Raw genomic sequence first — 21,159 nt, 5'->3', positions numbered from 1 at the left:
CGGGACATATCGCCGGGATGGGCCGGCCTCAACCCTTCTCGGCAGGGTGCAGCGATTTGCGCATGGCGAAACAGGAAACATCGCCACGCGCACCGCATTGTCCGGTGGGTTGCCAGCCGTGCTGCCGGTAAAACACCTGCGCCGTTTGCGTTGCCTCAAGCCGAGCTTCTGTATGGCCCGAAGCGATCAATTCCTGTTCCATCTGATGCAGCAACGCCGACCCGATGCCATGCCCGGCGTGATCCGGATCGATATAGAGCAGCGTGATCTCATCGTCGCGCAGGCCACCAACGGCAGCGACCTGCCCCACGCGCTCGGCCAACCAGATCTGCGCGCCATCCCTAATCCAGCCCCGGATCGTCTCCGGGTCCTTGTTCGCCGTCCATTTCGCGATGGCCTGCGGGTCACCCCGGTGATCGGCCTGACACAGCTGTGTGATTGAGCGGATCAGAACCCGGCTCAGATCGAACACGTCGAACACGGTCGCGCGACGCACTTCCAGACCCGTCGGCGGCCCCGAGAACGCTTGCGATATGCCGCGCTTATTCCGGATGGTGCGGGGCCTGCCCCGATGGGGCCTGATAGGGCCGCGTCACATCCTTGAGGGTTGCGTCAATCGCCTCGACCGACAAACGGATCGCGCCGTCACCGGCCAGCGTCAGGATGATCTGACCCGCGCCGTCCTCACCCGGCTCGAAATCGACCGACAGCAGGGACATCACCATGTCCTTGTCGCTGCGATCCACACCCTGGCTTGCCACCGAAAGCACTGAATCGAAGACCAGAACCGACTGCACCCGCTCGAACGCACGCCTCCGGCGGGTGGCGGCGTCCTTGTCCTCCCAGCGAAAGCGGTTCAGCAGCAGGCCGAAACGGCGCTGCGACGGTTGCCATGTCATCTCGGTCACCGGGAATACGGCATCCTGCGTCAGGGTCGAGATGACCTGCAGGTCATCGCCATCCTCCGCGCCCAGGTTCAGCGGGGCCTCGCGCCCGTCGTGGAAACTTGCGTCTGTCATTCGCCCTTGATCCGTTCGATTTTGGCGCCCACGCCTTCCAGCTTGCGCACTACATGTTCATATCCGCGATCCAGATGATAGACCCGGCTGACCGTGGTTTCCCCTTCGGCCGCCAGCCCCGCCAGGATCAGCGATACCGAGGCCCGCAGATCCGTCGCCATGACCGGCGCACCCTTCAATTGCTCGACACCGGTGACCGTAGCCGTCCCGCCATGCACTTCGATTTCCGCACCCATACGCACCAGTTCAGGGGCATGCATGAAGCGGTTCTCGAATATGCGCTCTTCCAGAACAGAGGTGCCCTCGGCCGTGCACATCAGCGCCATCATCTGCGCCTGCAGGTCGGTCGGGAAACCCGGGAACGGTTCGGTGATCACATCCACCGCGCGTACGCGCCCATTCTTGCGGGCCACTTTCAGACCCTCGTTGGTTTCAGAAACGCTGATCCCTGCCGCATACAGTTTTTCAGCGAAGGATTCGACAAGGCGCATCCGCCCGCCCAGCAGCTCAACCTCACCGCCACAGATGGCCGGAGCCAGCATATATGTGCCCAACTCTATCCGGTCGGTCACAACCTGATGAGTCGCGCCGTGCAGACGATCAACGCCCTGAATTTCGATGGTCGAGGTGCCCTCGCCCGATATCTGCGCGCCCATCTTGCGCAGGCATTCGACCAGATCGACGATCTCGGGCTCACGCGCGGCGTTCTTCAGCACCGTGGTGCCTTTGGCCAGCGTCGCCGCCATGACGATGTTCTCGGTCGCACCGACAGAGGCAAAGCGCATCTCATGCACCGCACCTTTCAGACCACCCGGCGCCTTGGCGTGCAGGTAACCGTCCTCAAGCTCTATCTCGGCGCCCAGCGCCTCGAGCCCTTCCACATGCAGGTCCATCGGCCGCGCGCCAATCGCACAGCCACCGGGCAACGACACGACCGCCTCACCGAACCGGGCCAGCAACGGGCCAAGCACCAGGTTCGAGGCCCGCATCTTGCGCACGATCTCATAATCCGCAGTGTGGCTGGTCAGGTCGTGACTGGACATCGCCAGCACCTGCCCATCCTGCAGCGAAGACACCTCGGCCCCCAAAGACTGCAGCAGGGCTGTCATGGTTTTGATGTCGCTCAGCCGCGGCGCATTGGTCAGCGTCAGCGGTTCTTCGCTCAGCAAGGTCGCGGGCATCAGCGTCAGACACGCGTTCTTGGCCCCCGCAATCGGTATCTGACCGTTCAGCGGCCCGTTACCCGTCACCAGAATCGAATCCATCTGCTCTTATCCCTCGTCCTTGTCGGCTTTGTCGGTTTGGGTTGCACGCGCCTTGGCCTGCGCCTTGCGCCGCGCCATATTTGCCTTCAGCGCCGCCTTCAGCCGCTCTTCGCGCGCATCCCCGGATTTGCCGTGTTTTTTGGGTGTATTTCTATCTGCCATAATCTTTCTCTACAGGAGGCGAAAAAAACCGTCCAGACACCCTTGCGCCCCGTTTCGTTTGAGTCTAATCACCCGCCCACAGCGCTGCTGTAGCTCAGAGGTAGAGCACTCCCTTGGTAAGGGAGAGGTCGAGAGTTCAATTCTCTCCAGCAGCACCAGGATTTCCCCTAGGTTCTGACTTCGCTTGACCACTAGGGTGCATTGTCCCCGCTACCACCACATGGGCACGCGTAAAATGCACGCCGAACCCTTGCTGTGAATTTGACCAAGCGAGGCAAGCTACATTGTTTGCACCTGCTCTGCCGCGTTATTTAACCTTGATTTCAATGTGTCTGTAGGATTGGTAGTTTCAGGAATACGCTTGGTGATCCAGGGTGCCACTAGCAAATGCTGCAGTGAGATTCGGCAGAACTTTTGCAACGTCAGATCTGGAAATAGTTGCGGTCCCCCACCGGCCAGGCTCGATCCATAGGTCACCGATCAAGAAGCGGTTCTCGGGAATTGTGACTGTGCGCCCCGGTGTATATTTTGTCCGTGGCATCGCAAATTCACGGACTCCGGGTTGATCTACGGTCGAGTTGATGTTCACGGAAACCGAAGTGACAATCTGATCCGGTGTCGTATTCTCCACACTTATAGTAACCACTGGCGGATCAAGCCGCATCGTGCCACCCAACTGGTAATTACCAGTCGTAGATAACTCATAGGCGCATCGGTTTCGGATGGTGATCGGATCGACCAGTGACGTCTGGTTTTCCGCACTATCAAGTGATTTCCTTCACAAATGGCGAATCCTTTATTTCCTTCAGGATAAACGACTCAAAGTCCTCATGCGTGGAGCATAGATATTTGAAGGTCGCCTTTGCCACCTGGGCCAGCGCTAGGCAATGCCGCCGGTAAAGGCCACCATAACCAACGGTCTTCAGAAAGGCCTCACCGAATTCCTCTTCTTTCCAAGCTTGTTTCGCGTGCTGCTCGTCAGTCCAAGAAGATGTTCGGTTTCGATCCCAACCTGCTTTGATCAACTCACAGTGTTCCGGGTTTTCAATGATCGAATGGGCATAAGAGATAAGCACAGACAAAGGTAATGCAGCCAGCTTCATTTCAGCATCATTTCGAGGGAAGCCAACGTACTCAGACACCAATTCTCTCCACGTTGCCTCTTTAACACCCGAATGGACCCCGAAACGCTGATCCGGGATCATTTTTCCGACGGATCGCTTTCGGCATAGTCCCGCAGGCGTTCGATATCGGCAATCTCGGCGTGGTTGCGGTTGATCTTCACACCAACGGTCTTGAGCCGCGAGAAGGCGCGGCTCAGACTTTCCGGTTTCATCCCCAGACGCCCGGCGATCAGCATCTTGTCATAGGGCAGTTCCACGTCGCAGGCGTCAGCATCGGCATCGCACAGGCCCAGCAGAAACTCGGCCACCCGCTGTGCACCCGTCTGCGCCTTGAGCTGTTCCAACTGCGCCACCAGCGCGTGCAGATGAGTAAAGGTCGAGGCCAGGATCGACACGCCGATCTCGGGGTCTTCCTTCATCAGCGACAGCAGCACCGGGCTGGGGATATGCATGATCTCGCAGGCGGACACAGCCTCGGCAGAGACCGGGTACGGGACATTCCGCAGGGCGACCGCCTCGCCAAAGCTTTCGCCGCGTGTAAATACGCTGACCACAGCCTCGGATCCGGTGGGGGACATGCGGAACAGCTTGACCCAGCCGGCCAGTACCACGTGCACGGCCTTGGCCTCTTCTTCCTGCAGGAAAATCGTCTCACCGCGATCATAGCTGCGCCAGATCGCGTGGCTGAGCAGAGTATCAACATGCTGTTCCGGCAAGCTCTTGAGCAGGAGCGATTGCCGAGCGATTGCTTTTTGCGCTTCGTGGGCCAAGAAGGTTCCCCTTTTCCCTAGTCGATCTTCTGACCGGTACATCCTTCAAGCTCAGGCTATGCCAAAGCTCAGCCCAACGCACCAGTCTTTTCCCGGGTCAACTTGACTATTGTCATGTTGCGGCGGCGTCAACGCGCATACCTTCACCCCAAAGCCAGTATTCCGGGGAGCTAGAAAGATGGACTACGAGCGATTTTTCAGCCAGAGCCTCGATAGTTTGCGGGAAGAAGGAAACTATCGTGTCTTCATCGACTTGCAACGTCGCTGCGGGTCTTTCCCGAACGCGCGCCAAACCGATGGTCAGGTCCAGCGGGACGTGCGCATCTGGTGCTCGAACGATTATCTAGGCATGGGGCAGCACCCTGCAGTGATCTCGGCCATGCATGATGCGCTGGACCGCTGCGGCGCAGGCGCGGGCGGCACGCGGAACATCTCGGGCACCACCCACGATCACGTGCTGCTAGAGACCGAACTGGCCGATCTGCACGGCAAAGAGGCCGCGCTGTTGTTCACTTCGGGTTATGTTTCGAACTGGGCCGCTCTTGGCACGCTGGCTTCGAAAATCCCCGGTCTGATCGTGTTTTCAGACGCCTTGAACCACGCCTCGATGATCGAAGGCATCCGCCACTCACGCGCCCAAAAGGTCATCTGGAAACACAACGACCTTGAGGAACTCGAGGCGAAACTGGCCGCCGCTGACCCCGATGCGCCGAAGATGATCGCTTTCGAATCGGTCTATTCGATGGACGGCGATATCGCCCCGATCAAAGAGATTTGCGATCTGGCCGACAAATACGGTGCCATGACCTATCTGGACGAGGTCCACGCCGTTGGCCTCTATGGCCCGCGCGGCGGCGGCATTGCCGAACGCGAAGGCCTGATGGATCGCCTGACCGTGATCGAGGGTACGCTGGGCAAGGCCTTTGGCGTTGTCGGCGGCTACATCGCCGCTTCGGCCGCGCTGTGCGATTTTGTGCGCAGCTTTGCCAGCGGGTTCATCTTTACCACCGCCCTGCCCCCGTCGATCGCGGCAGGTGCTGCGGCCTCGATCCGGCACCTGAAACAGTCGAACGCCGAGCGCGACCTGCAAAAGGCCCGCGTGGCGCAGGTGCGCGCCCGTCTGGACGCCGAGGGCATTCCGCATCTGCCGAACCCCAGCCATATCATCCCGGTGATGGTGGGTGATCCGGTGAAATGCAAATTCATCTCGGACACGCTGCTGGAAGAGTTCGGCATCTACATCCAGCCGATCAACTACCCGACCGTCCCCAAAGGCACCGAGCGTCTGCGGATCACACCGTCACCGGTTCACACCGATGCCGATATCGACCATCTGGTCAATGCGCTGTCAGCCCTGTGGCAACGGTGCCAGATCGCACGGATGCCGATGGCCGCCCAATAACCAAAGCGCCCCTTGCTTGGAAGACTGCCGCCCTCATGGGCGGCTTTTTTCTTTCTCAGATCAGGTAGAGGCCGAAAATCAGCACCGCAAACGCGGTCAGAACCATGGTGAACCCCCGCAGCCAACCCGGGCTGTGGGAAAGGTCCAGATATTGGGCAAGGATTATGCGGGATTTGGTCAACGCAAGGATCAGAATCCCGGCGCCCAATAGCTTCGGTGGTATGGGTATCAATGTCAGCAAGGCGGATGCGACGCTGAGCGCCAGCAGGGCAAACCAGGCGCGGGTGATTGGGCTTGGGAGCCTCCGGCGGGAGTATTTGGGAAAAGATGAAGAAACGCGCATCGCTTTCATCCCAGCAGGTAGATCACGGGGAACAACATGATCCAGACCAGATCGACCATATGCCAAAACTGGGCGCCTGCCTCGATATTGCGAGGATCATCCTTCCAGGAGACCAGCAGAAGGATGCCGACCCCGGCCAGCACATGTGCAGCGTGAAAGCCCGTCAGCAGGTAGTAGAACAGAAAGAACGGATGCGTTTCGAATCCAATCCCCTGCGCCGCCTTGTCTGCGTATTCCGTGCCCTTGATGATCAGGAACACCACGCCCAGCAGAGCCGCCCCGATCAGGGCCAGACGCGCCGCCCCACGTCGGGCAGCCTGGCGCCAATGCAGGGCCTGTGCGGCCAGATAGCCGGACGTGACCAGAACGGCGGTGTTGAACGCGGCCCCCGTGCGGTGCAGATGCGACTGTGCCTCGGCAAAGCCCGCCGGGTCGGTGAGCCGCACCCCCATGAAGGCGATCATCCCGGCGCCGAAGACCAGCAGTTCCGAGATGATCAGGACCCACATCAGCAACTCGCCCGGAAGCTCGTCGATCAGAGAGGTTTCGCTCATGCGCCGACCAGTTGGCGGTAGATCTGCGGCAGAGCCATTGTCAGGCGGTGCGGGTCGGGGATGACGGCAAAGCCGCCCTGCCCGAACATACGCGGGAACCAGCTTTTGCCGGTTTTGTCGATGGTGACGCCAAAGACCGATTGCCCAGCCCGACGGGCCTCGCGTACAGCCATGCAGGTGTCTTCGATGCCGTGGCGGCCCTCGTAATGGTCCAGGTCGTTGGGCTTGCCGTCGGTGATCACCAGCAGCAACCGGCGTTTGCGGGATTGCTCTGCCAGATCAGACGAACAATGCCGGATCGCGGCCCCAAGGCGGGTGTAGTGGCCGGGGCGGAGCGATGCGATGCGTTGTTCGACCCTTGTGCCCATCGGCTCATCAAACCGCTTGCAACGTTGCACATAGACCCGCTGACGCTTCAGAGAGCTGAAGGCATGGACCGCGAAATCATCGCCACAGGCGTTCAGACCCCAGGCCAGCGCGGCCAGTGCTTCGCGCTCGATGTCGATCACCGCGCGGCCCGTGACGGCGCTTTCGGTAGAACGGCTGACATCCAGCAGAATCGACACCGCCAGATCACGCGCCACGGGGCGGGATTGCATCCAGACGCGTTCGTTGCCTTCGCCGCTGGCCATTCGGTCGGTCTCAGCGCGTACCGCGGCTTCGATGTCCAGCTGATCGCCGTCAAGATGGCCACGCGTCATGACGCGGCCCGGGCGCAGGGCCTCAAACTGGCGTTTGACAGCACGGATGCGACGGGCGGTGGCCGGATCTTTACCAAACTCGGCGGCGTCTTCGCGGATATCGGCATCCGACAGCAGAACGTTCACGTGATCCGGCAGGTACTGCCCGGTGCGCACGTCCCATTCAGGATAGAGGATACGGCCTGACAAACGCTCGCGGTTCACATCCTCGGGCGCAAGGTCCAGATGCAGTTTCAGCTTGGTCGGCGGTGCTTTGGATATTTGACCCAGCCCGATCTCTTCCTGATCGTCCGCAGCCTTTTTGGCGTTGTCGGGGTCGTCATCATCGACCCGGCGGTTGAGGTTCAGGAACTCAGCCCAGCTGAGGATCGCTTCGAACTTGTGCAGGATCAGGCTGTCTTTCCGCTCGGCTTGGTCGGATTTGCGGCGGCGGGCGCGGTGGGTCTTTTCACCGGACTCCTCGGGCTCGCCCTCGGTTTCCGGATTTTCGACCTCGTTATGCTCGGAAAAGCCGACAGCGCGCAGCTCGGGCCATAGCGGCACCGGGCGAAATGGCTGATAGCCGCGTGGGGCCGTGATCTCAGCGTCCATCTCCAAGAACGTCCTCGCGCGGTCGGACAACGGCTCGGGATCGCCCAGCATATGGCGCACGATACCTTCCACCGCGGCCTCGACCGGCGGCAGATCGGGAACGCTGCGCTGGTGCAGCACCCCCTTGCACAATTCGGTGTAAAGGGGACGCAGGCCCGGGGCGTCGTCCAGTGTGGCCTCGACCATCGCCTGCGCTGCCGCCAGAGCGCGCAGATCGGCGCGCAGCGGGTCATCTTCGTCAATTCGGGTTCCGGCATGAGCCGCCGCAGCGGCCAGCCAGACATAAAGCGCGCCATTCGCCTCGCGCGCAGGAAAAACAGTCAACCGATCCGGCAGGCGCAATACCTCGCCATCGAACGAGGCGCGCGGCATCAGTTCGACTTCGGTCGCCAGCTTGCGGCGCCAGCTTAGGCGGTGACGTGAAACCTCGGGCGAGACCGGGCGCAATTCAACGCCCGGACTACCCCCAAGCCCTCGGAAGAGGACTGCCAGCCGCCCCGCGACCTCTGAGAGGTCGACCGCGGCTCCAACATGCACCTCAGGTGCATCGAGGCGGCTGGCAAGGGTGTGCCACAGTTTCCCGATCGTTTCTTCGGGTTCCCATGGCTCAAATTCGATCCTGACCATCGGCCGGCCTCACCCAAAGACGGCCGTGACAAGATCGAGGAGCCCGCGTTTGATGTCCTCGTCATCAGTCAGAGGTTCGATCATAGCGGCAAGGATGGCGCGGTCGGTCGACATGCCCTGTGCGATTAGTGTCGCGGCATAGACAACCAGACGGGTGGAAACGCCTTCCTCAAGGTCCTGACCCTTGAGCCCGCGCAGCTTGTTCGCCAGCCGGATCAGCGGCTTGCAGCGCTCCAGCGCCAGCCCGCTTTCCTGGGCGACAACTTCGGCTTCCATCTCGGGCGACGGGAAGTCGAACTCGAGCGAGATGAACCGTTGCCGGGTCGAGGGTTTCAGGGTTTTCAGGATATTCTGGTAACCGGGGTTGTACGACGCCACCAGCATGAAGCCGGGGGCGGCTTCAAGTTCTTCGCCGGTGCGGTCGATCGGCAGGATGCGCCGGTCGTCGGTCAGCGGGTGCAGCACCACGGTGACGTCCTTGCGGGCTTCGACCACCTCGTCAAGGTAGCAGATCGCGCCTTCGCGCACCGCGCGGGTCAGGGGGCCATCGACCCAGACGGTCTCGCCACCTTTCAGCAGGTAGCGCCCGATCAGATCGGCAGCGGCCAGATCGTCGTGGCAGGCCACGGTATAAAGCGGGCGCCCAAGTTTGGCGGCCATATGGGCCACGAACCGGGTCTTGCCGCAGCCTGTCGGTCCTTTCAGCAGAACCGGCAGATCGTTGTTGTAAGCAGCGGTGAACACATCGCATTCATCGCTTTGGGGCAGGTAGAAGGGGGCGTTAGCCGCCCCCTCATTCAGTTTTATGGAGCCGTCCATATCCATTACTCCGCAGGGGTTTCAGCTGCGCCGGATTCAATGACCTCTTTCCGGGGAACCCAGATCGAGTAGATGAACAGCAGCGCACCGAGGACAACGACGACACCCGAACCAAGACGCATCCAGTAGAAGATCGCGATCTGGTCTTGCACGTCCATGAAGTAGTCACCGACCACACGTTGCATGTGTGTCTGCACGGTACCGCCGAACGTCAGCACGAAGGTCATGAAGACCATGCCGCTGGTCATCAGCCAGAACGAACCCATGTTCAGAACCTGATTATAGGGATCGCGGTTCTTGAGGATCGGCATCGCATAGCTGAAGATCGCCAGGTTGAGGCAGACATAGGCACCGTAGAAGGCCAGGTGACCGTGTGCGGCGGTGATCTGCGTGCCGTGGGTATAGTAGTTCACCCCGTGCAGCGTGTGCAGGAAGCCCCAGACACCGGCGCCGAAGAAGGCGAGCGTGGCACAGCCCAGCGACCACAGCAGTGCGGCCTTGTTGGGGTGGTCACGACGGCCTTTCCAGACCATGACGAAGGCAAAGGCCATCATCGCGAAGAACGGGATCACCTCGAGGCTCGAGAAGATCGAACCGATCCACTGCCAGTACGCAGGCGTACCGATCCAGTAGTAGTGGTGACCTGTCCCAAGGATGCCCGAGAACAGCGCGGCGGCGACGATGACATAGAGCCATTTTTCAACGATCTCACGGTCGACACCGGTCAGCTTCAGCATCAGGTAGGCCAGGATCGAGGCCATGATCAGTTCCCACACGCCTTCAACCCACAGGTGGACGACATACCACCAGTATTGTTTGTCCAGGGCCAGGTTGCCCGGGTTGTAGAAGGCAAACAGGAACAGCAGCGCCAGACCCCACAGACCCAACAGAAGGATGTTGGTGATGGCGGTCTTCTTGCCCTTCAGAACGGTCATCGACACGTTATAAAGGAAGATCAGCGCGGCCACGACGATGCCCGCCTTGACCCATTTGGGCTGTTCAAGGAACTCGCGGCCCTCTTTACCCAGCAGCCAGTTGCCTTCGAACAGGTTGAAGACATAGGTCACAACCACGCCCAAAGTACCGACCACAAGAATGATCAGCTGCAGATAGGCCAGCTTGGTCGAGTGGATCTCGCGCTCGGATTCTTCCGGGATCAGGAAGTAGGCGGCGCCGAAGAAGCCCAGGATCAGCCAGACGATCAGCGAGTTGGTGTGCAGCATCCGTACGATGTTGAACGGCAGAAGCTCACTCAGGAAGTTTGGGAACACATAGATCAGACCGGCCAGCAGGCCGCCGATCACCTGGATCGCAAACAGGGCCATTGCTACCGCAAAGTAGGCATAGGCGATTTTTTGGGATTCGTATTTCATTGCTCCGTTCCCTTTCTCAGCCTGCCTCGTTGGGCGGCCAGCCCTGAGCGTCGATATTGTCCGTCCAGATCAGGAAGTTGGTCAGGTCGCGGAGTTCTTCGTCGCTGAGGTTGAATTGCGGCATCTGCCGACGACCGGGAATGCCGGTCGGCTGCGCCTCCATCCAGCCTTTAAGGGATTCAAAGGCCGATTCCGGGTCGTCGAGGACACCCCAGCGGGTCATTACGTTCGCGACTTCGGGCGCAAAGTAGGCACCTTCACCCAGGATCGTATGACAGTTGATACAGGCGTGTTTTTCCCAGACATGCTTGCCCCGAACCACACTTTCATCGAGCTTTGCCGAGTTCTCGGAATTCACGATATACCAGTGGGAATGGGCCGACAGGGCCAGGAAGATGAGGATAAAGAACAGTGACCCGCCATAAAATATGTTGCGGGCCATGCTCTTGGTCATGACTTCTCGCATTGCGCTCTCCTTTGCGCAGATTAGCTAGTCTGGACAACATGACGGTTGGGCCATGGTGTCTCCTTAACGAAAGTCAAGACCAGCGGAAGTAATTAGAATTCATCCTGCCCGCTGCGCCCTGGGCCCCGTCAGGGCGGGCCACATGGCGATCAGATACAGGGCAAAGGCACAGACCCACAGGCCGTCAGACAGCAACATTGCCACCATGTAGCCTGCGTTCAGCTCGGCACCGATCCAGCGCGACAGGGCGGCCACGGCCATCAGCCCATATGCAACCACCATCGGGGCAGGCGCGATCAGCGCACGACCGCTGTGGCCCAGCGCAGCGCGACTCATGACAGCCAGGGTCATGCCTCCGACGCAGCCGATTCCCAGAACATGCAGGGCGGCGACCTCATTGCCGATGCCCAGCACCGAAAATCCCCAGAGAATCAGGCCCACCGCCAGCATTCCAAGCCCCAGATGCAGCGCCAGAAGAATCGGCTGCCGTGCGGCCCAGCGTGTGCGCCAGCGGGCCATGCGCAGAATCTGCACCGCGCCCAATGCCAGCGCCCCTGCCCCGGCCACCGGCCCGGCGCCGAACAACAGGGCGCTTAGCGGCAGAATCAGGGCCAGAATCATGCCTGCCTTGTCCAGGGCTGCAACCGACACTGGCCAATCCGCCTCGGGCACGCCCTCGCGCTTCATCGCATTGCGGGTGAAAGCCGGCGTGATCCGACCGCCCAGGATGGCGATCATCGCACACAAGCTCAGCAACCCGGCGCGCAGCCCGGTTTGCAGCGTGTCAGCGGTGATTCCCATCCATTCCAGATGCGTCAGCAGGTCCGCGACCCAGATCAGGCTGAGCAACAGCAGGAAAATCATGTTCTGCGGCTTCGGGCGACGGATCAGCTGAGTCAGGATTTTGGCTGCCAGAACAGGCACAAAGGCCAGATCGACCACCGCAACGAACACCGGTGGCAGCATCCCGGAAAACCACATGGCCATCCGCCCCGCCAGCCACAGCGCAGCGGCCAGAGTAATAAAGCGTGCCCGCGCCTCGGGCGCGCCGGTCCAGTTGGGCACAGCTGTCAGAAAGAACCCGCCCAGCGCGGCAGTGGCATAGCCAAAGATCATTTCATGCGCGTGCCACATCGGTGGCGTCATGCCATAGTCCGGCGCCATATACGGCACCGCCAGCCACAGCCCCCAGACCACGCCGACAAACAGGCCATAGAGACCGGCGGACAGAAAGAAAACACGGAAACCCTCACCAAGAACACGGGTGATCATTGCGGGCATGGCTGCTCTCCTCGACGGTTTTCCAAATCCTAGCAGCGCAACCGAACCGGCGACTTAACCAAAATCAAAACACCGGAAAACATGCCCCTAAGACTCAGAATTTCCCGAGGTTTTTTTGGCGTTTTTTCCGGTTGCCGCCCGAATTGCTTCCTTTGTGTTGACTTTCGTCAAGGAGCGCTACCGCGCGATGTCCCACCCTTGGAGGTGCCTCACCACGCAAATGGAGAGTGATCATGTCACTTGGAATCAGCTACAACAAAACTGGCCGCGCCTTTGGGGCCGGTTTGGCGATGCTGCTGGGCAGCGTCGCTGCACCAGCCTTCGCCGAAGAGCCAACCCTCAGCGAGGAAGCGTTTGAATCATCCAAACAGCTTTATTTCGAACAATGCGCAGGCTGTCACGGCGTTCTGCGCAAAGGCGCCACAGGCAAGAGCCTTGAGCCGCATTGGAAGAAAACCGCAGCCGACGGCACCGTGACCGAAGGCGGAACCCTTGCGCTTGGGCAGGAACGTCTCGAGAAAATCATCGCCTGGGGTACCGAAGGCGGGATGAACAACTTCTCGGACATCATGACCGAGCAGGAAATCAAGGATATGGCGACCTACATCCAGATGGAGGCTCCCAAGCCGCCGGAGATGTCGCTGGAGCAGATGAAAGAGACCCGCAAGGTCTATGTCGAAGAAGCCGACTACCCGACCGAGCCGCTTCACGGCCGCAACTGGGAAAACTTCTTCGTCGTCATCGAGCGTGACGTAGGTAAGGTGGCCGTTATCGACGGTGACACCAAAGAAGTGCTGACCCACATCCCGACCGGTTACGCCGTGCACGTTCTGAAAGCATCGGAACACCACAGCATTACCGAGCCTGAACACCCCGGCCGCTTCTGGTACACCATGGGCCGCGACGGCAAGATGACCAAGATCGACCTCTGGCAGAAGCCTGAGAACATGTTGGTTTCGGAAGTCAAGATCGCCTATGACGCACGTGACGTGGCCGTTTCCGGCGACGGCAAATACGTCATCGGTGGTGGTTACTGGCCGCCGCATTTCGCAATCGTTGATGCCCAGACAATGGAACCGGTCAAGGTTGTTTCGACCCGCGGCGTGAACGTGGACGGCGACTATGTGGAAGAGGCCCGCGTGGCCGCAATCTACACAACGCCGAACGAGCCGACCTGGATCGTCGCGATCAAGGAATTGGGCCAGCTGTGGCAGGTTGATTATACCGACCTGGACAACCTGCGGATCGACAAGATCGACTCGGCCAAGTTCCTGCATGACGGGTTCTTTGACCCGACAGGCCGGTACTTCCAGATCGCCGCAAACGCGTCGAACAAGATGGTCGTCGTCGACACCGAGACCCACAAGCTGGAAGCGATGATCGACACCGCTGCCCTGCCGCACCCCGGACCGGGCGCGAACTGGATCGACCCGAACTGTGGTCCTGTGGCCGGTACAACCCACCTTGGCGTGGGCACCGTAACCGTCTGGGGTAACGACCCGGAAGGCCATCCGGATCAGGCTTGGAAAACCTGCTACGAAGTGGAAACCGACGGCCCCGGCCTGTTTGTTCGGACCCACCCGAACTCGGATTACATCTGGGCGGACCAGACCAAGCACCCCGAGCCTGAAATTCAGCAATCGGTGCAGGTCATCTCGAAAGAGACCGGCGAGATCGTGAAAACCATCCAGATCACCGAAGATGAAGGCAGCGCTGCCGTTCACTTCGAGTTCAACGCGGATGGTACCGAGGTCTGGGTCTCCAAGTGGAACCTGTCGGACTCGAAAGAACCCAACGGTCAGATCGTGATCTTCGACGCCAAGACGCTGGAAGAAATCGGCCGCATCGAAGGGCTGTATGCCCCGACCGGCAAGTTCAACGTCTACAACCGCTCGAACCACGTCACCTGACGGGTTTGATACAAGAACCGGAAAGGGCGGGCCCCTCGCCCGCCCTTTTCCTCGTTTGACAATTCAGCCAAACACGCCCGCCCGACATACCGGGCCAGTCAATACAGCCATAACGGAGCCCGGATATGACCTCCGAACCGGATAAAAAACCACCAATCTGGCGCCGGTATTTCCTGTGGGGAATGCCCGTGGCCGGAATCGCCGCGGCCTTTGTCGGCGGCATCATCTTCTGGGGCGGGTTCAACACCGCCATGGAAGCCACAAACACCAAGGATTTCTGCATCTCGTGCCACGAGATGCGCGATTTCGTCTATGAGGAATACACCGGCACGATCCACGACGTGAACCGTTCCGGCGTGGGCGCGGTCTGTTCCGACTGCCACGTGCCCAAGGACTGGACCCACAAGATCATCCGCAAGATCAAGGCGTCCAAAGAGCTTTATGGCAAGATGGTCGGTACTATCAACACCCGCGAAAAGTTCGAAGCCAAGCGCGTACATCTGGCCATGAACGAGTGGGAGCGGATGAAGTCCTCGGACTCGCGCGAATGCCGCAACTGTCACGATTTCGAATCGATGATGCCGGAATTCCAGAAACCCCGCGCACGTCAGCAGCACCTGAACGCGATGACCGTTGGTCAGACCTGTATCGACTGCCACAAGGGGATTGCGCACTCGGATGCCCGTGACCGGGCCGACGAAGAGTATCTGGAAGAGCTTGAAGCCCCGAATCCGGCCTTCATCCGCCCGATCCCGCCGGAATACCTGGCAAGCCTTGCCAAGATCGAAGCCAAGGAAGCCGCCGACGCAGAGGCTGAAAAAGCCGCCAAGACTGCGCAGCAAGAGGCCGTTCAGGCCCAGATCGCAGCCGCTGTTGACGCAGCTGTTGCCGAAGAGCGCGCCAAGGCAAGCGGAGAAGAGGCCGCAGCGCCCGCAGGCGGCGGTGGCAGTGATGTCGGTGGCGACGTCGACTGGAACGCCGTAGCAAGCGCGGATTTGAAACTGTTCTACCCCGGTCAGGCTTCGTTTGAATGGGTGCAGAACGGCAAATTCCACGGTGGGGCCCGTCCGCTGACCAAAGGCGGCGATCAGTGCTCGACCTGTCACGCCAAGGAACTGGACACGATCGGCAACAAGATTGTCGCCGGTGGTGAGCTGGAACCGACGCCGATCCCTGGCAAACGTGGTGTGATCGACGCAACCGTTCAGGCCGCACATGACGACGAGAACCTGTATATCCGCCTGCAATGGCCGGATGCAGGCCACAACCCGGCACCGTTCGTGGACGGTGGCAAGATGGACCCCGACAACCAGATCAAGGTTGCCATGATGATCACCGGCACCGGTATCGAGCTGGGCGATCAGGTGGGCTGCTGGGCCTCGTGCCACGCAGACAATACCTATATGCCCTTCGCGCCCGAGGCGGATGCAATTGCCGCCAATGGTGACGTCTCGGGTCGTCTAGCCGCACAGGACACGGTGACCAAATACATCAGCGAAAGCCGCACCGAGGTTGATACCAAGGGCCGCCGCGGCAAGCCGATGGGTGGTTGGGACAAACTGCATACCGCCGAGCAGATCGAGCAGTATCTGGCCGACGGCACCTATCTTGACCTGATGCGTGTCTATGCGGACGGCAGCGCCACCAACGGCTATCTGCTGGAACAGCGCGTGGTCAATGACGGCGAGATCGCCGCCTCGGCCGAGCTGTCCGGTGGTATGTGGACGGTGGTCTTCAGCCGCCCGCTGAACTCTGGCGCGCCCGGCGACGTGCCGCTGGAGGCCGGCAAGACCTACACGGTCGGCTTTGCTATCCACGACGACTTTGCCGCCGCGCGGTTCCACCATGTGACGCTGAACACCAGCCTTGCGTTGGACGACGACTCGGCTAACATCAACGTGGTAAAACAATAAATGAGGGGGCCGGATGATCCGGCCCCTTCCCCTTTGGAAAGGAGACATGGACGATGAAACCCCACCGCCTTCTTCCCGCGCTGCTGCTTCTGGCCGCGCCCGCCTGGGCCGATGAAGCCGCCGATATCTGCGCCGAGGCCGAAGAGCGTTATGCCGAGCAGTTCGGTCAGCCTTCTTCCGCCGTCGAGGACGCCGAGGTGGTGCTGATGTACAAATACAACTTCTGCCCCGGTGAGTTGACCGTCAAGGCGGGCACCACCGTGCGCTGGGTGAATGTGGACAAACGCACCAGCCATTCGGTTTTGCTGAAAGACGGCAGCGAACCGGAAAGCGACCGGTTGTTCCCCGAGGAATCGGTGGACATGACCTTCCTCACGCCTGGGCCGCAGGAATATCTGTGCGGGCCGCATTGGGAAACGCAGAACATGATCGGCATGATCACCGTCGAACCCTGAGCCGAGGCAATAATACAGGCAAGTTCAAAGGAGCGCGGGCGCAAATCCCGCGCTCCTTAACTTATGTCAAGGAGGTTGGTTTACGATTGCGCCAACTTGCACTCATGACACGCCCGGTCCCCCCAGCAACGTCCCCTATTCGCGCGTGGAAGCTGCCGGAAGGTCCGGGTTCCGAAGACATTCAGAACAAGCGAGTTTGCACATGAGCGGTAAGGTTTTTCTGATTGGCGCCGGCCCCGGCGACCCCGAGCTGATGACCCTGCGCGCCCTGCGTATGCTGCAAGAGGCCGACGTGGTAGTCTATGACCGGCTGGTCTCGGACGACATCCTCGAGCTCCATGCCGACGGTGCGCGGCTGATCCCGGTGGGCAAGGCCCCCCAATGCCACACCGTACCGCAGGACCGTATCAACGAAATCCTGAAAGAAGAGGCCTTGGCCGGGCACACCGTCGCGCGCCTGAAGGGCGGCGATCCCATGATCTTTGGCCGTGGCTCGGAAGAAGCGGCCTATCTGATGGCCCACGGTGTCACCGTTGAATACGCGCCGGGCATCACGGCGGCACAGGGGGCCTCGTGCTCGACCGGCGTGCCGCTGACCCATCGCGGGCTGGCGACCTCGGTGCAATATGTCACCGGCCACCGTCAGGCCGACAAGGTGCTGGACCTGGACTGGAAACGGCTGGCCGATCCCGATTCGACCCTGGTGGTTTATATGGGCGTGGCCAATATCGGCCAGATCGCCGTGGGGCTGATGACCGAGAACCTGCCCGGTTCGACCCCCGTTCTGGCCGTGGGCAAAGCCACCACGCCCGAAGAGAGCCGACTGGTCTCCCGCCTTGATCAGCTGGCGGCGGATGTGCGCAAGGCAGAGCTGAAAGCGCCGACCTTGTTCATCATCGGCAAGGTGGTGTCACTTTATGCAGAACGACCGCTGGCGGACCTGCTGGAACAGGCTCATGGCTAGGCTCGGTCAAAAGAATACGGGGCATCGCCCGGCCCAACGTCCGGGCTGGATGGTGCACGCCGTGCTGACGACCGCCGTGGTTCTGGCCACGTCCGCCTTTGCCGCCGATGCGATTGACCCCAACGCGTTGAAACGGCTTGTCCACCAGGATTGCGGCTCGTGCCACGGGCTGTCGCTGAAAGGTGGCCTTGGTCCTGATCTGCGATCTGAGACGCTGGAACACTATGACCCTGACGTTCTGACCGGCGTCATCCTCGATGGCATTCCCGACACTGCGATGCCCCCATGGCGGCCTCTGATCAGCGAAGAAGAGGCCGAATGGATCGCCCGTTACCTGCTGGAACAGGAGGCACAATGAAACATCTCGTCCTCGGCCTTGCAGCCGCACTGATGATGACAACGGCACATGCCGAACCGACCGCAACCGGAGACCTGGGCCTGGTGATTGAACGCGCCAAGGGGTCGGTTCTGTTGGTCGACCAATCCGACCGGGCCGCGCTCGCGCGGATTGAGGGGCTGGGCGATCTGTCCCATGCCTCGCTGGTCTACTCGCCCGATGAACGCTTTGCCTATGTGTTTGGGCGTGACGGTGGCCTGACCAAGGTCGATATCGTCACCCGCCAGATCGTGAACCGCGTCGTGCAGGCAGGCAACGCCATCGGTGGCGCGATCTCGGACGATGGCAAACTGGTCGCCGTGTCGAACTATGAACCCGGTGGCGTGCGTGTCTTTGATGCCGAGACGCTGGAGATGGTTGCCGACATCCCCACCGACAGCAAGACCATCGGTCTGGTCGACGCGCCGGGCCGTCGCTTTGTGTTCACCATGTGGGATACGGGCGAGACCTGGATTGCCGATTTTGCCAAGGGCGACCCCGCGATCACCAAGATCACCGACATGGGCAAAAACCCCTATGACGCGCTGATCACAGCCAACGGCCGCACCTATATCACTGGCTTGTTCGGTGAGGATGGCCTGACCGCGCTGGACCTCTGGGCCGATAATCCCGAACCCATCCGCGTGCTGCCCGACTATGGGCGCGGGCAAGAGGAAATGCCGGTCTACAAGATGCCCCATCTGGAAGGCTGGGCTCTGACCGGGCGCGAGTTTGTTCTGCCCGCCGTTGGCCATCACGAGGTTCTGTGGATCGACTCTGACACCCTGACCGAAACCGGGCGCACCAAGACGCATGGCCAGCCGGTCTTTGCCATGGCCCGGCCCGATGGGCGTCAGGTCTGGGTGAATTTCGCCCACCCGCTGAACGACACGATTCAGGTCATCGACAGCGTCAGCAAAGAGATCATCCACGAATTCAAACCGGGGCCGGCTGTGCTGCACATGGAGTTCACGCCCCGCGGGCATGAGGTCTGGCTCAGCGTGCGCGATGCAAACAAGGTCATGGTCTACGACACGCAGACCTTCGAAAAACTGCGCGAGATCGATGCGGACAGCCCCTCGGGCATCTTCTTCACCGCACGCGCGCACAGAACGGGGCTGTGACCGATGGATCATATCACCGACCCCATCGACCGCCGCCTGCTGGATGAGTTTCAGCGCGATTTTCCCATCACCGACCGTCCGTTTCAGGTTCTGGGCACTGCGCTGGGCCTGGATGAGGCCGAAGTGATCGACCGCCTGACCCGGATGCGCGCAACCGGCCGCATCACGCGGGTAGGGGCGACAATCGCGCCCGGCGCGGTTTCCGCCAGCACTCTGGCCGCCGTCGCCGCACCCGATGAGCGCCTGGAAGAGGTCGCCGCAATGATCGACGCGGAACCCGGCGTGAACCACAATTACCAGCGCGAGGATGACTGGAACCTGTGGTTCGTCGCCACCGGTCCGGACCGCGCACATGTCAACGACACGTTGGCCCGGATCAGCCATCGCACCGGGCTGCGAGTGCTGGATCTGCGGCTGGTCCGTCCGTTCAACGTCGATCTGGGGTTCCGCATGTCGGGCAAAACCCGCAACGTGCCGGGGCCCCGCAAAGTCGACAGCTCGGCCATGCGAGACGGCGACCGGCCGTTGCTGCAGGCGCTCAGTTCAGGCCTGCAGCTGGTCACCGAACCTTTTACCGAACTGGCCCGGTCACTGGGTCGAACGACGCCGGACGTGATGGCGCGCATCAAGGCACTGCATGATGCGGGCATCATCTCGCGTCTGGGCGTGATCGTTCGGCACCGCGCGCTTGGCTGGTCGGCCAATGCGATGGTGGTCTGGGACATGCCCGCCGATCAGGTCGGCACCGCCGGTCCCGCCCTTGCCGCGCATCCCGGTGTGACTCTTTGTTATGAACGCAACCCGGTCGAGGATGTCTGGCCCTATCGCCTCTATTCCATGATCCACGCCCGGTCGCGCAACGAAGCGTTGGAGACCCTTTCGGGTGCCGCCGCCCTGCCGGAACTGGCCGGTGCGCGCCACAAAGTGCTGTTCTCGACCCGCTGCTTCAAACAGACCGGCGCACTTATCCAAGCCAGAGAGGCCGCCGCATGACGCTGGACACAACCGACCGCGCGATTCTGAACCGGATGCAGGATGACCTGCCGCTGACCACGCATCCCTATGCTGACATTGCCATCGAACTGGACATTTCGGAAACCGAGTTGCTGAGCCGCCTGACACGCATGAAAGACGAGCGGGTAATCACCCGCTTTGGCCCGTTTTTCGACGCCGCTGCCATGGGCGGCGCGTTCTGCCTGTGCGCAATGGCCGTCCCGCCCGAGAATTTCGAAACCGTCCTGACCAAAGTCAATGCGCATCCCGAGGTTGCCCATAATTATGAACGCACGCACCGGCTGAACATGTGGTTCGTGCTGGCCACCGAAACCCCCGAGGGGATCGAGGCCACCGCCGAGGCGATCGAACGGGAAACGGGGATCGAAGTTCTTTGTTTTCCCAAATTGCAGGAATTTTTCATCGGCTTCCGGGTGGCGGCATGATCGACGCGAAAGACAGAGAGATTATCGAGGCGCTGCAAGGTGGCCTGCCCCTGGTGCCCGCGCCCTATGCGCGGGTTGCGGCGGGTCTGGGCCTGGACGAAGACGAGTTGCTGCTTCGTCTGGCCGACCTGAAATCGAGCGGTGTGATCCGCCGCATCGCTGCTGCACCCAATCACTACAAACTGGGCATGACCTCGAACGGTATGACCGTTTGGGATGTGCAGGACGACCGCGTGACCGAACTGGGCACTCAGATCGGCGCTCTGCCCTTTGTCACCCACTGCTACGAACGCCCCCGCGCCCTGCCCGACTGGCCCTATAACCTGTTTGCCATGGTCCACGGCACGGACCCCGACGAGGTCGAAGAAAAACGCGCCGAGATCACCGCCATACTGGGCGATGCCTGCCGGGCCAAAGATATCCTCTATTCCACGCGCATCCTGAAAAAGACCGGGCTGCGCCTGAAAACGAAAGGCTGAGA

General features: G+C 60.8%; 23 protein-coding genes and 1 tRNA gene. 11 read left to right on the top strand and 13 right to left on the bottom strand.

The annotated features are described in order from the left end of the window. Nucleotides 1-28 precede the first annotated feature (28 nt). Genes ACR0NT_RS13200 through ACR0NT_RS13185 form a run of 4 tightly spaced genes read right to left on the bottom strand, consistent with a single transcriptional unit; the run spans nt 29 to nt 2,446 of the window. Nucleotides 29-496, bottom strand: coding sequence for a GNAT family N-acetyltransferase (locus tag ACR0NT_RS13200; protein ID WP_480443204.1), 468 nt, complete (start codon nt 494-496; stop codon nt 29-31). Between the two features lie 46 nt (nt 497-542). Then, nucleotides 543-1,019: a DUF2948 family protein gene (locus tag ACR0NT_RS13195; RefSeq protein WP_170674182.1), complete on the bottom strand. Its 477-nt coding sequence runs from the start codon at nt 1,017-1,019 to the stop codon at nt 543-545. Then, nucleotides 1,016-2,284 (bottom strand): UDP-N-acetylglucosamine 1-carboxyvinyltransferase, encoded by a 1,269-nt coding sequence (gene murA, locus ACR0NT_RS13190; RefSeq protein ID WP_170674184.1) that lies wholly within the window; start codon nt 2,282-2,284, stop codon nt 1,016-1,018. Before murA ends, ACR0NT_RS13195 begins: the two co-directional genes overlap by 4 nt. A gap of 6 nt (nt 2,285-2,290) precedes the next feature. After that, nucleotides 2,291-2,446, bottom strand: coding sequence for a hypothetical protein (locus ACR0NT_RS13185; protein ID WP_170327942.1), 156 nt, complete (start codon nt 2,444-2,446; stop codon nt 2,291-2,293). Between the two features lie 83 nt (nt 2,447-2,529). Between ACR0NT_RS13185 and ACR0NT_RS13180 the strand changes: the two genes are divergently transcribed. Beyond that, nucleotides 2,530-2,604: transfer RNA gene (locus ACR0NT_RS13180), tRNA-Thr, on the top strand. 606 nt (nt 2,605-3,210) lie between these two features. Here the strand turns inward: ACR0NT_RS13180 and ACR0NT_RS13175 are convergent. Further along, entirely contained in the window at nt 3,211-3,588 is a 378-nt protein-coding gene (locus ACR0NT_RS13175) for a hypothetical protein (protein ID WP_170674186.1), read from the bottom strand. Between the two features lie 59 nt (nt 3,589-3,647). Continuing rightward, a complete protein-coding gene (locus ACR0NT_RS13170) occupies nt 3,648-4,340 on the bottom strand; it encodes a Crp/Fnr family transcriptional regulator (RefSeq protein WP_170448427.1) in 693 nt (230 codons plus the stop codon). Between the two features lie 178 nt (nt 4,341-4,518). Between ACR0NT_RS13170 and hemA the strand changes: the two genes are divergently transcribed. Further along, complete coding sequence (gene hemA, locus ACR0NT_RS13165) at nt 4,519-5,742, top strand: 5-aminolevulinate synthase (RefSeq protein ID WP_170448425.1); 1,224 nt, start codon at nt 4,519-4,521, stop codon at nt 5,740-5,742. A gap of 55 nt (nt 5,743-5,797) precedes the next feature. Here the strand turns inward: hemA and ACR0NT_RS13160 are convergent, their stop codons facing one another. The 7 genes from ACR0NT_RS13160 to ACR0NT_RS13130 form a co-directional block, all read right to left on the bottom strand. Next, nucleotides 5,798-6,085 carry a cytochrome C oxidase subunit IV family protein gene (locus ACR0NT_RS13160; protein ID WP_170448516.1) on the bottom strand — a complete coding sequence of 96 codons (288 nt, stop codon included), beginning with the start codon at nt 6,083-6,085 and terminating at the stop codon, nt 5,798-5,800. A gap of 5 nt (nt 6,086-6,090) precedes the next feature. Continuing rightward, the gene (locus tag ACR0NT_RS13155) at nt 6,091-6,639 is read right to left on the bottom strand and encodes a cytochrome c oxidase subunit 3 (RefSeq protein ID WP_170448424.1); all 549 of its coding nucleotides are present in this window, start codon (nt 6,637-6,639) and stop codon (nt 6,091-6,093) included. Continuing rightward, on the bottom strand, nt 6,636-8,558 hold the full coding sequence (locus ACR0NT_RS13150) for a VWA domain-containing protein (RefSeq protein ID WP_170448422.1): 1,923 nt from the start codon (nt 8,556-8,558) through the stop codon (nt 6,636-6,638). The genes ACR0NT_RS13155 and ACR0NT_RS13150 overlap by 4 nt, the downstream gene beginning before the upstream one ends. Before the next feature lie 9 nt (nt 8,559-8,567). Beyond that, nucleotides 8,568-9,377 (bottom strand): AAA family ATPase, encoded by an 810-nt coding sequence (locus ACR0NT_RS13145; protein WP_480443201.1) that lies wholly within the window; start codon nt 9,375-9,377, stop codon nt 8,568-8,570. A gap of 5 nt (nt 9,378-9,382) precedes the next feature. After that, nucleotides 9,383-10,750: a cbb3-type cytochrome c oxidase subunit I gene (locus ACR0NT_RS13140; RefSeq protein ID WP_170332379.1), complete on the bottom strand. Its 1,368-nt coding sequence runs from the start codon at nt 10,748-10,750 to the stop codon at nt 9,383-9,385. Between the two features lie 16 nt (nt 10,751-10,766). Further along, complete coding sequence (locus ACR0NT_RS13135; protein WP_170448418.1) at nt 10,767-11,216, bottom strand: c-type cytochrome; 450 nt, start codon at nt 11,214-11,216, stop codon at nt 10,767-10,769. A gap of 99 nt (nt 11,217-11,315) precedes the next feature. After that, the gene (locus ACR0NT_RS13130; protein WP_170674188.1) at nt 11,316-12,497 is read right to left on the bottom strand and encodes an NnrS family protein; all 1,182 of its coding nucleotides are present in this window, start codon (nt 12,495-12,497) and stop codon (nt 11,316-11,318) included. 233 nt (nt 12,498-12,730) lie between these two features. Between ACR0NT_RS13130 and ACR0NT_RS13125 the strand changes: the two genes are divergently transcribed. The 9 genes from ACR0NT_RS13125 to ahbB (ACR0NT_RS13085) all read left to right on the top strand — a co-directional run bounded on the left by ACR0NT_RS13125 (nt 12,731) and on the right by ahbB (ACR0NT_RS13085) (nt 21,157). Next, on the top strand, nt 12,731-14,407 hold the full coding sequence (locus ACR0NT_RS13125) for a cytochrome D1 domain-containing protein (RefSeq protein ID WP_170327964.1): 1,677 nt from the start codon (nt 12,731-12,733) through the stop codon (nt 14,405-14,407). 125 nt (nt 14,408-14,532) lie between these two features. Then, nucleotides 14,533-16,320, top strand: a complete 1,788-nt coding sequence (locus ACR0NT_RS13120) for a NapC/NirT family cytochrome c (protein ID WP_170674190.1) — start codon at nt 14,533-14,535, stop codon at nt 16,318-16,320. A gap of 53 nt (nt 16,321-16,373) precedes the next feature. Next, nucleotides 16,374-16,775: a plastocyanin/azurin family copper-binding protein gene (locus tag ACR0NT_RS13115; protein WP_170674192.1), complete on the top strand. Its 402-nt coding sequence runs from the start codon at nt 16,374-16,376 to the stop codon at nt 16,773-16,775. A 202-nt stretch (nt 16,776-16,977) separates the two neighbouring features. Continuing rightward, nucleotides 16,978-17,739, top strand: a complete 762-nt coding sequence (gene cobA, locus ACR0NT_RS13110) for a uroporphyrinogen-III C-methyltransferase (protein WP_170674194.1) — start codon at nt 16,978-16,980, stop codon at nt 17,737-17,739. Then, nucleotides 17,732-18,097, top strand: a complete 366-nt coding sequence (locus ACR0NT_RS13105) for a c-type cytochrome (protein WP_480443198.1) — start codon at nt 17,732-17,734, stop codon at nt 18,095-18,097. Before cobA ends, ACR0NT_RS13105 begins: the two co-directional genes overlap by 8 nt. Beyond that, nucleotides 18,094-19,239, top strand: a complete 1,146-nt coding sequence (locus ACR0NT_RS13100) for a cytochrome D1 domain-containing protein (protein WP_170448409.1) — start codon at nt 18,094-18,096, stop codon at nt 19,237-19,239. The genes ACR0NT_RS13105 and ACR0NT_RS13100 overlap by 4 nt, the downstream gene beginning before the upstream one ends. Before the next feature lie 3 nt (nt 19,240-19,242). Continuing rightward, nucleotides 19,243-20,232 carry a siroheme decarboxylase subunit beta gene (ahbB, locus tag ACR0NT_RS13095; protein WP_170674196.1) on the top strand — a complete coding sequence of 330 codons (990 nt, stop codon included), beginning with the start codon at nt 19,243-19,245 and terminating at the stop codon, nt 20,230-20,232. Then, nucleotides 20,229-20,678 carry an Lrp/AsnC family transcriptional regulator gene (locus tag ACR0NT_RS13090; RefSeq protein WP_170674198.1) on the top strand — a complete coding sequence of 150 codons (450 nt, stop codon included), beginning with the start codon at nt 20,229-20,231 and terminating at the stop codon, nt 20,676-20,678. The genes ahbB (ACR0NT_RS13095) and ACR0NT_RS13090 overlap by 4 nt, the downstream gene beginning before the upstream one ends. After that, entirely contained in the window at nt 20,675-21,157 is a 483-nt protein-coding gene (gene ahbB / locus ACR0NT_RS13085; RefSeq protein ID WP_170674200.1) for a siroheme decarboxylase subunit beta, read from the top strand. The genes ACR0NT_RS13090 and ahbB (ACR0NT_RS13085) overlap by 4 nt, the downstream gene beginning before the upstream one ends. Nucleotides 21,158-21,159: the final 2 nt, after the last annotated feature.

Source organism: Ruegeria sp. AB10 (genome assembly GCF_056542745.1).
Note: the sequence above shows the minus strand (reverse complement) of the source record. Positions and strands in the feature narration are given on the sequence as shown.

Bases quoted from the DNA above. Each gene is read 5' to 3' on its own strand.
- ACR0NT_RS13090 (WP_170674198.1), top strand. From the start codon at position 20,229: ATGACGCTGGACACAACCGACCGCGCGATTCTGAACCGGATGCAGGAT.
- ACR0NT_RS13160 (WP_170448516.1), bottom strand. From the start codon at position 6,085: ATGCGCGTTTCTTCATCTTTTCCCAAATACTCCCGCCGGAGGCTCCCA.
- ACR0NT_RS13140 (WP_170332379.1), bottom strand. From the start codon at position 10,750: ATGAAATACGAATCCCAAAAAATCGCCTATGCCTACTTTGCGGTAGCA.
- ACR0NT_RS13130 (WP_170674188.1), bottom strand. From the start codon at position 12,497: ATGCCCGCAATGATCACCCGTGTTCTTGGTGAGGGTTTCCGTGTTTTC.
- ahbB (WP_170674196.1), top strand. From the start codon at position 19,243: ATGGATCATATCACCGACCCCATCGACCGCCGCCTGCTGGATGAGTTT.
- ACR0NT_RS13195 (WP_170674182.1), bottom strand. From the start codon at position 1,019: ATGACAGACGCAAGTTTCCACGACGGGCGCGAGGCCCCGCTGAACCTG.
- ACR0NT_RS13120 (WP_170674190.1), top strand. From the start codon at position 14,533: ATGACCTCCGAACCGGATAAAAAACCACCAATCTGGCGCCGGTATTTC.
- ACR0NT_RS13115 (WP_170674192.1), top strand. From the start codon at position 16,374: ATGAAACCCCACCGCCTTCTTCCCGCGCTGCTGCTTCTGGCCGCGCCC.
- ACR0NT_RS13105 (WP_480443198.1), top strand. From the start codon at position 17,732: ATGGCTAGGCTCGGTCAAAAGAATACGGGGCATCGCCCGGCCCAACGT.
- ACR0NT_RS13150 (WP_170448422.1), bottom strand. From the start codon at position 8,558: ATGGTCAGGATCGAATTTGAGCCATGGGAACCCGAAGAAACGATCGGG.
- cobA (WP_170674194.1), top strand. From the start codon at position 16,978: ATGAGCGGTAAGGTTTTTCTGATTGGCGCCGGCCCCGGCGACCCCGAG.
- ACR0NT_RS13155 (WP_170448424.1), bottom strand. From the start codon at position 6,639: ATGAGCGAAACCTCTCTGATCGACGAGCTTCCGGGCGAGTTGCTGATG.
- ahbB (WP_170674200.1), top strand. From the start codon at position 20,675: ATGATCGACGCGAAAGACAGAGAGATTATCGAGGCGCTGCAAGGTGGC.
- hemA (WP_170448425.1), top strand. From the start codon at position 4,519: ATGGACTACGAGCGATTTTTCAGCCAGAGCCTCGATAGTTTGCGGGAA.
- ACR0NT_RS13135 (WP_170448418.1), bottom strand. From the start codon at position 11,216: ATGCGAGAAGTCATGACCAAGAGCATGGCCCGCAACATATTTTATGGC.
- ACR0NT_RS13125 (WP_170327964.1), top strand. From the start codon at position 12,731: ATGTCACTTGGAATCAGCTACAACAAAACTGGCCGCGCCTTTGGGGCC.
- ACR0NT_RS13100 (WP_170448409.1), top strand. From the start codon at position 18,094: ATGAAACATCTCGTCCTCGGCCTTGCAGCCGCACTGATGATGACAACG.
- murA (WP_170674184.1), bottom strand. From the start codon at position 2,284: ATGGATTCGATTCTGGTGACGGGTAACGGGCCGCTGAACGGTCAGATA.
- ACR0NT_RS13185 (WP_170327942.1), bottom strand. From the start codon at position 2,446: ATGGCAGATAGAAATACACCCAAAAAACACGGCAAATCCGGGGATGCG.
- ACR0NT_RS13145 (WP_480443201.1), bottom strand. From the start codon at position 9,377: ATGGACGGCTCCATAAAACTGAATGAGGGGGCGGCTAACGCCCCCTTC.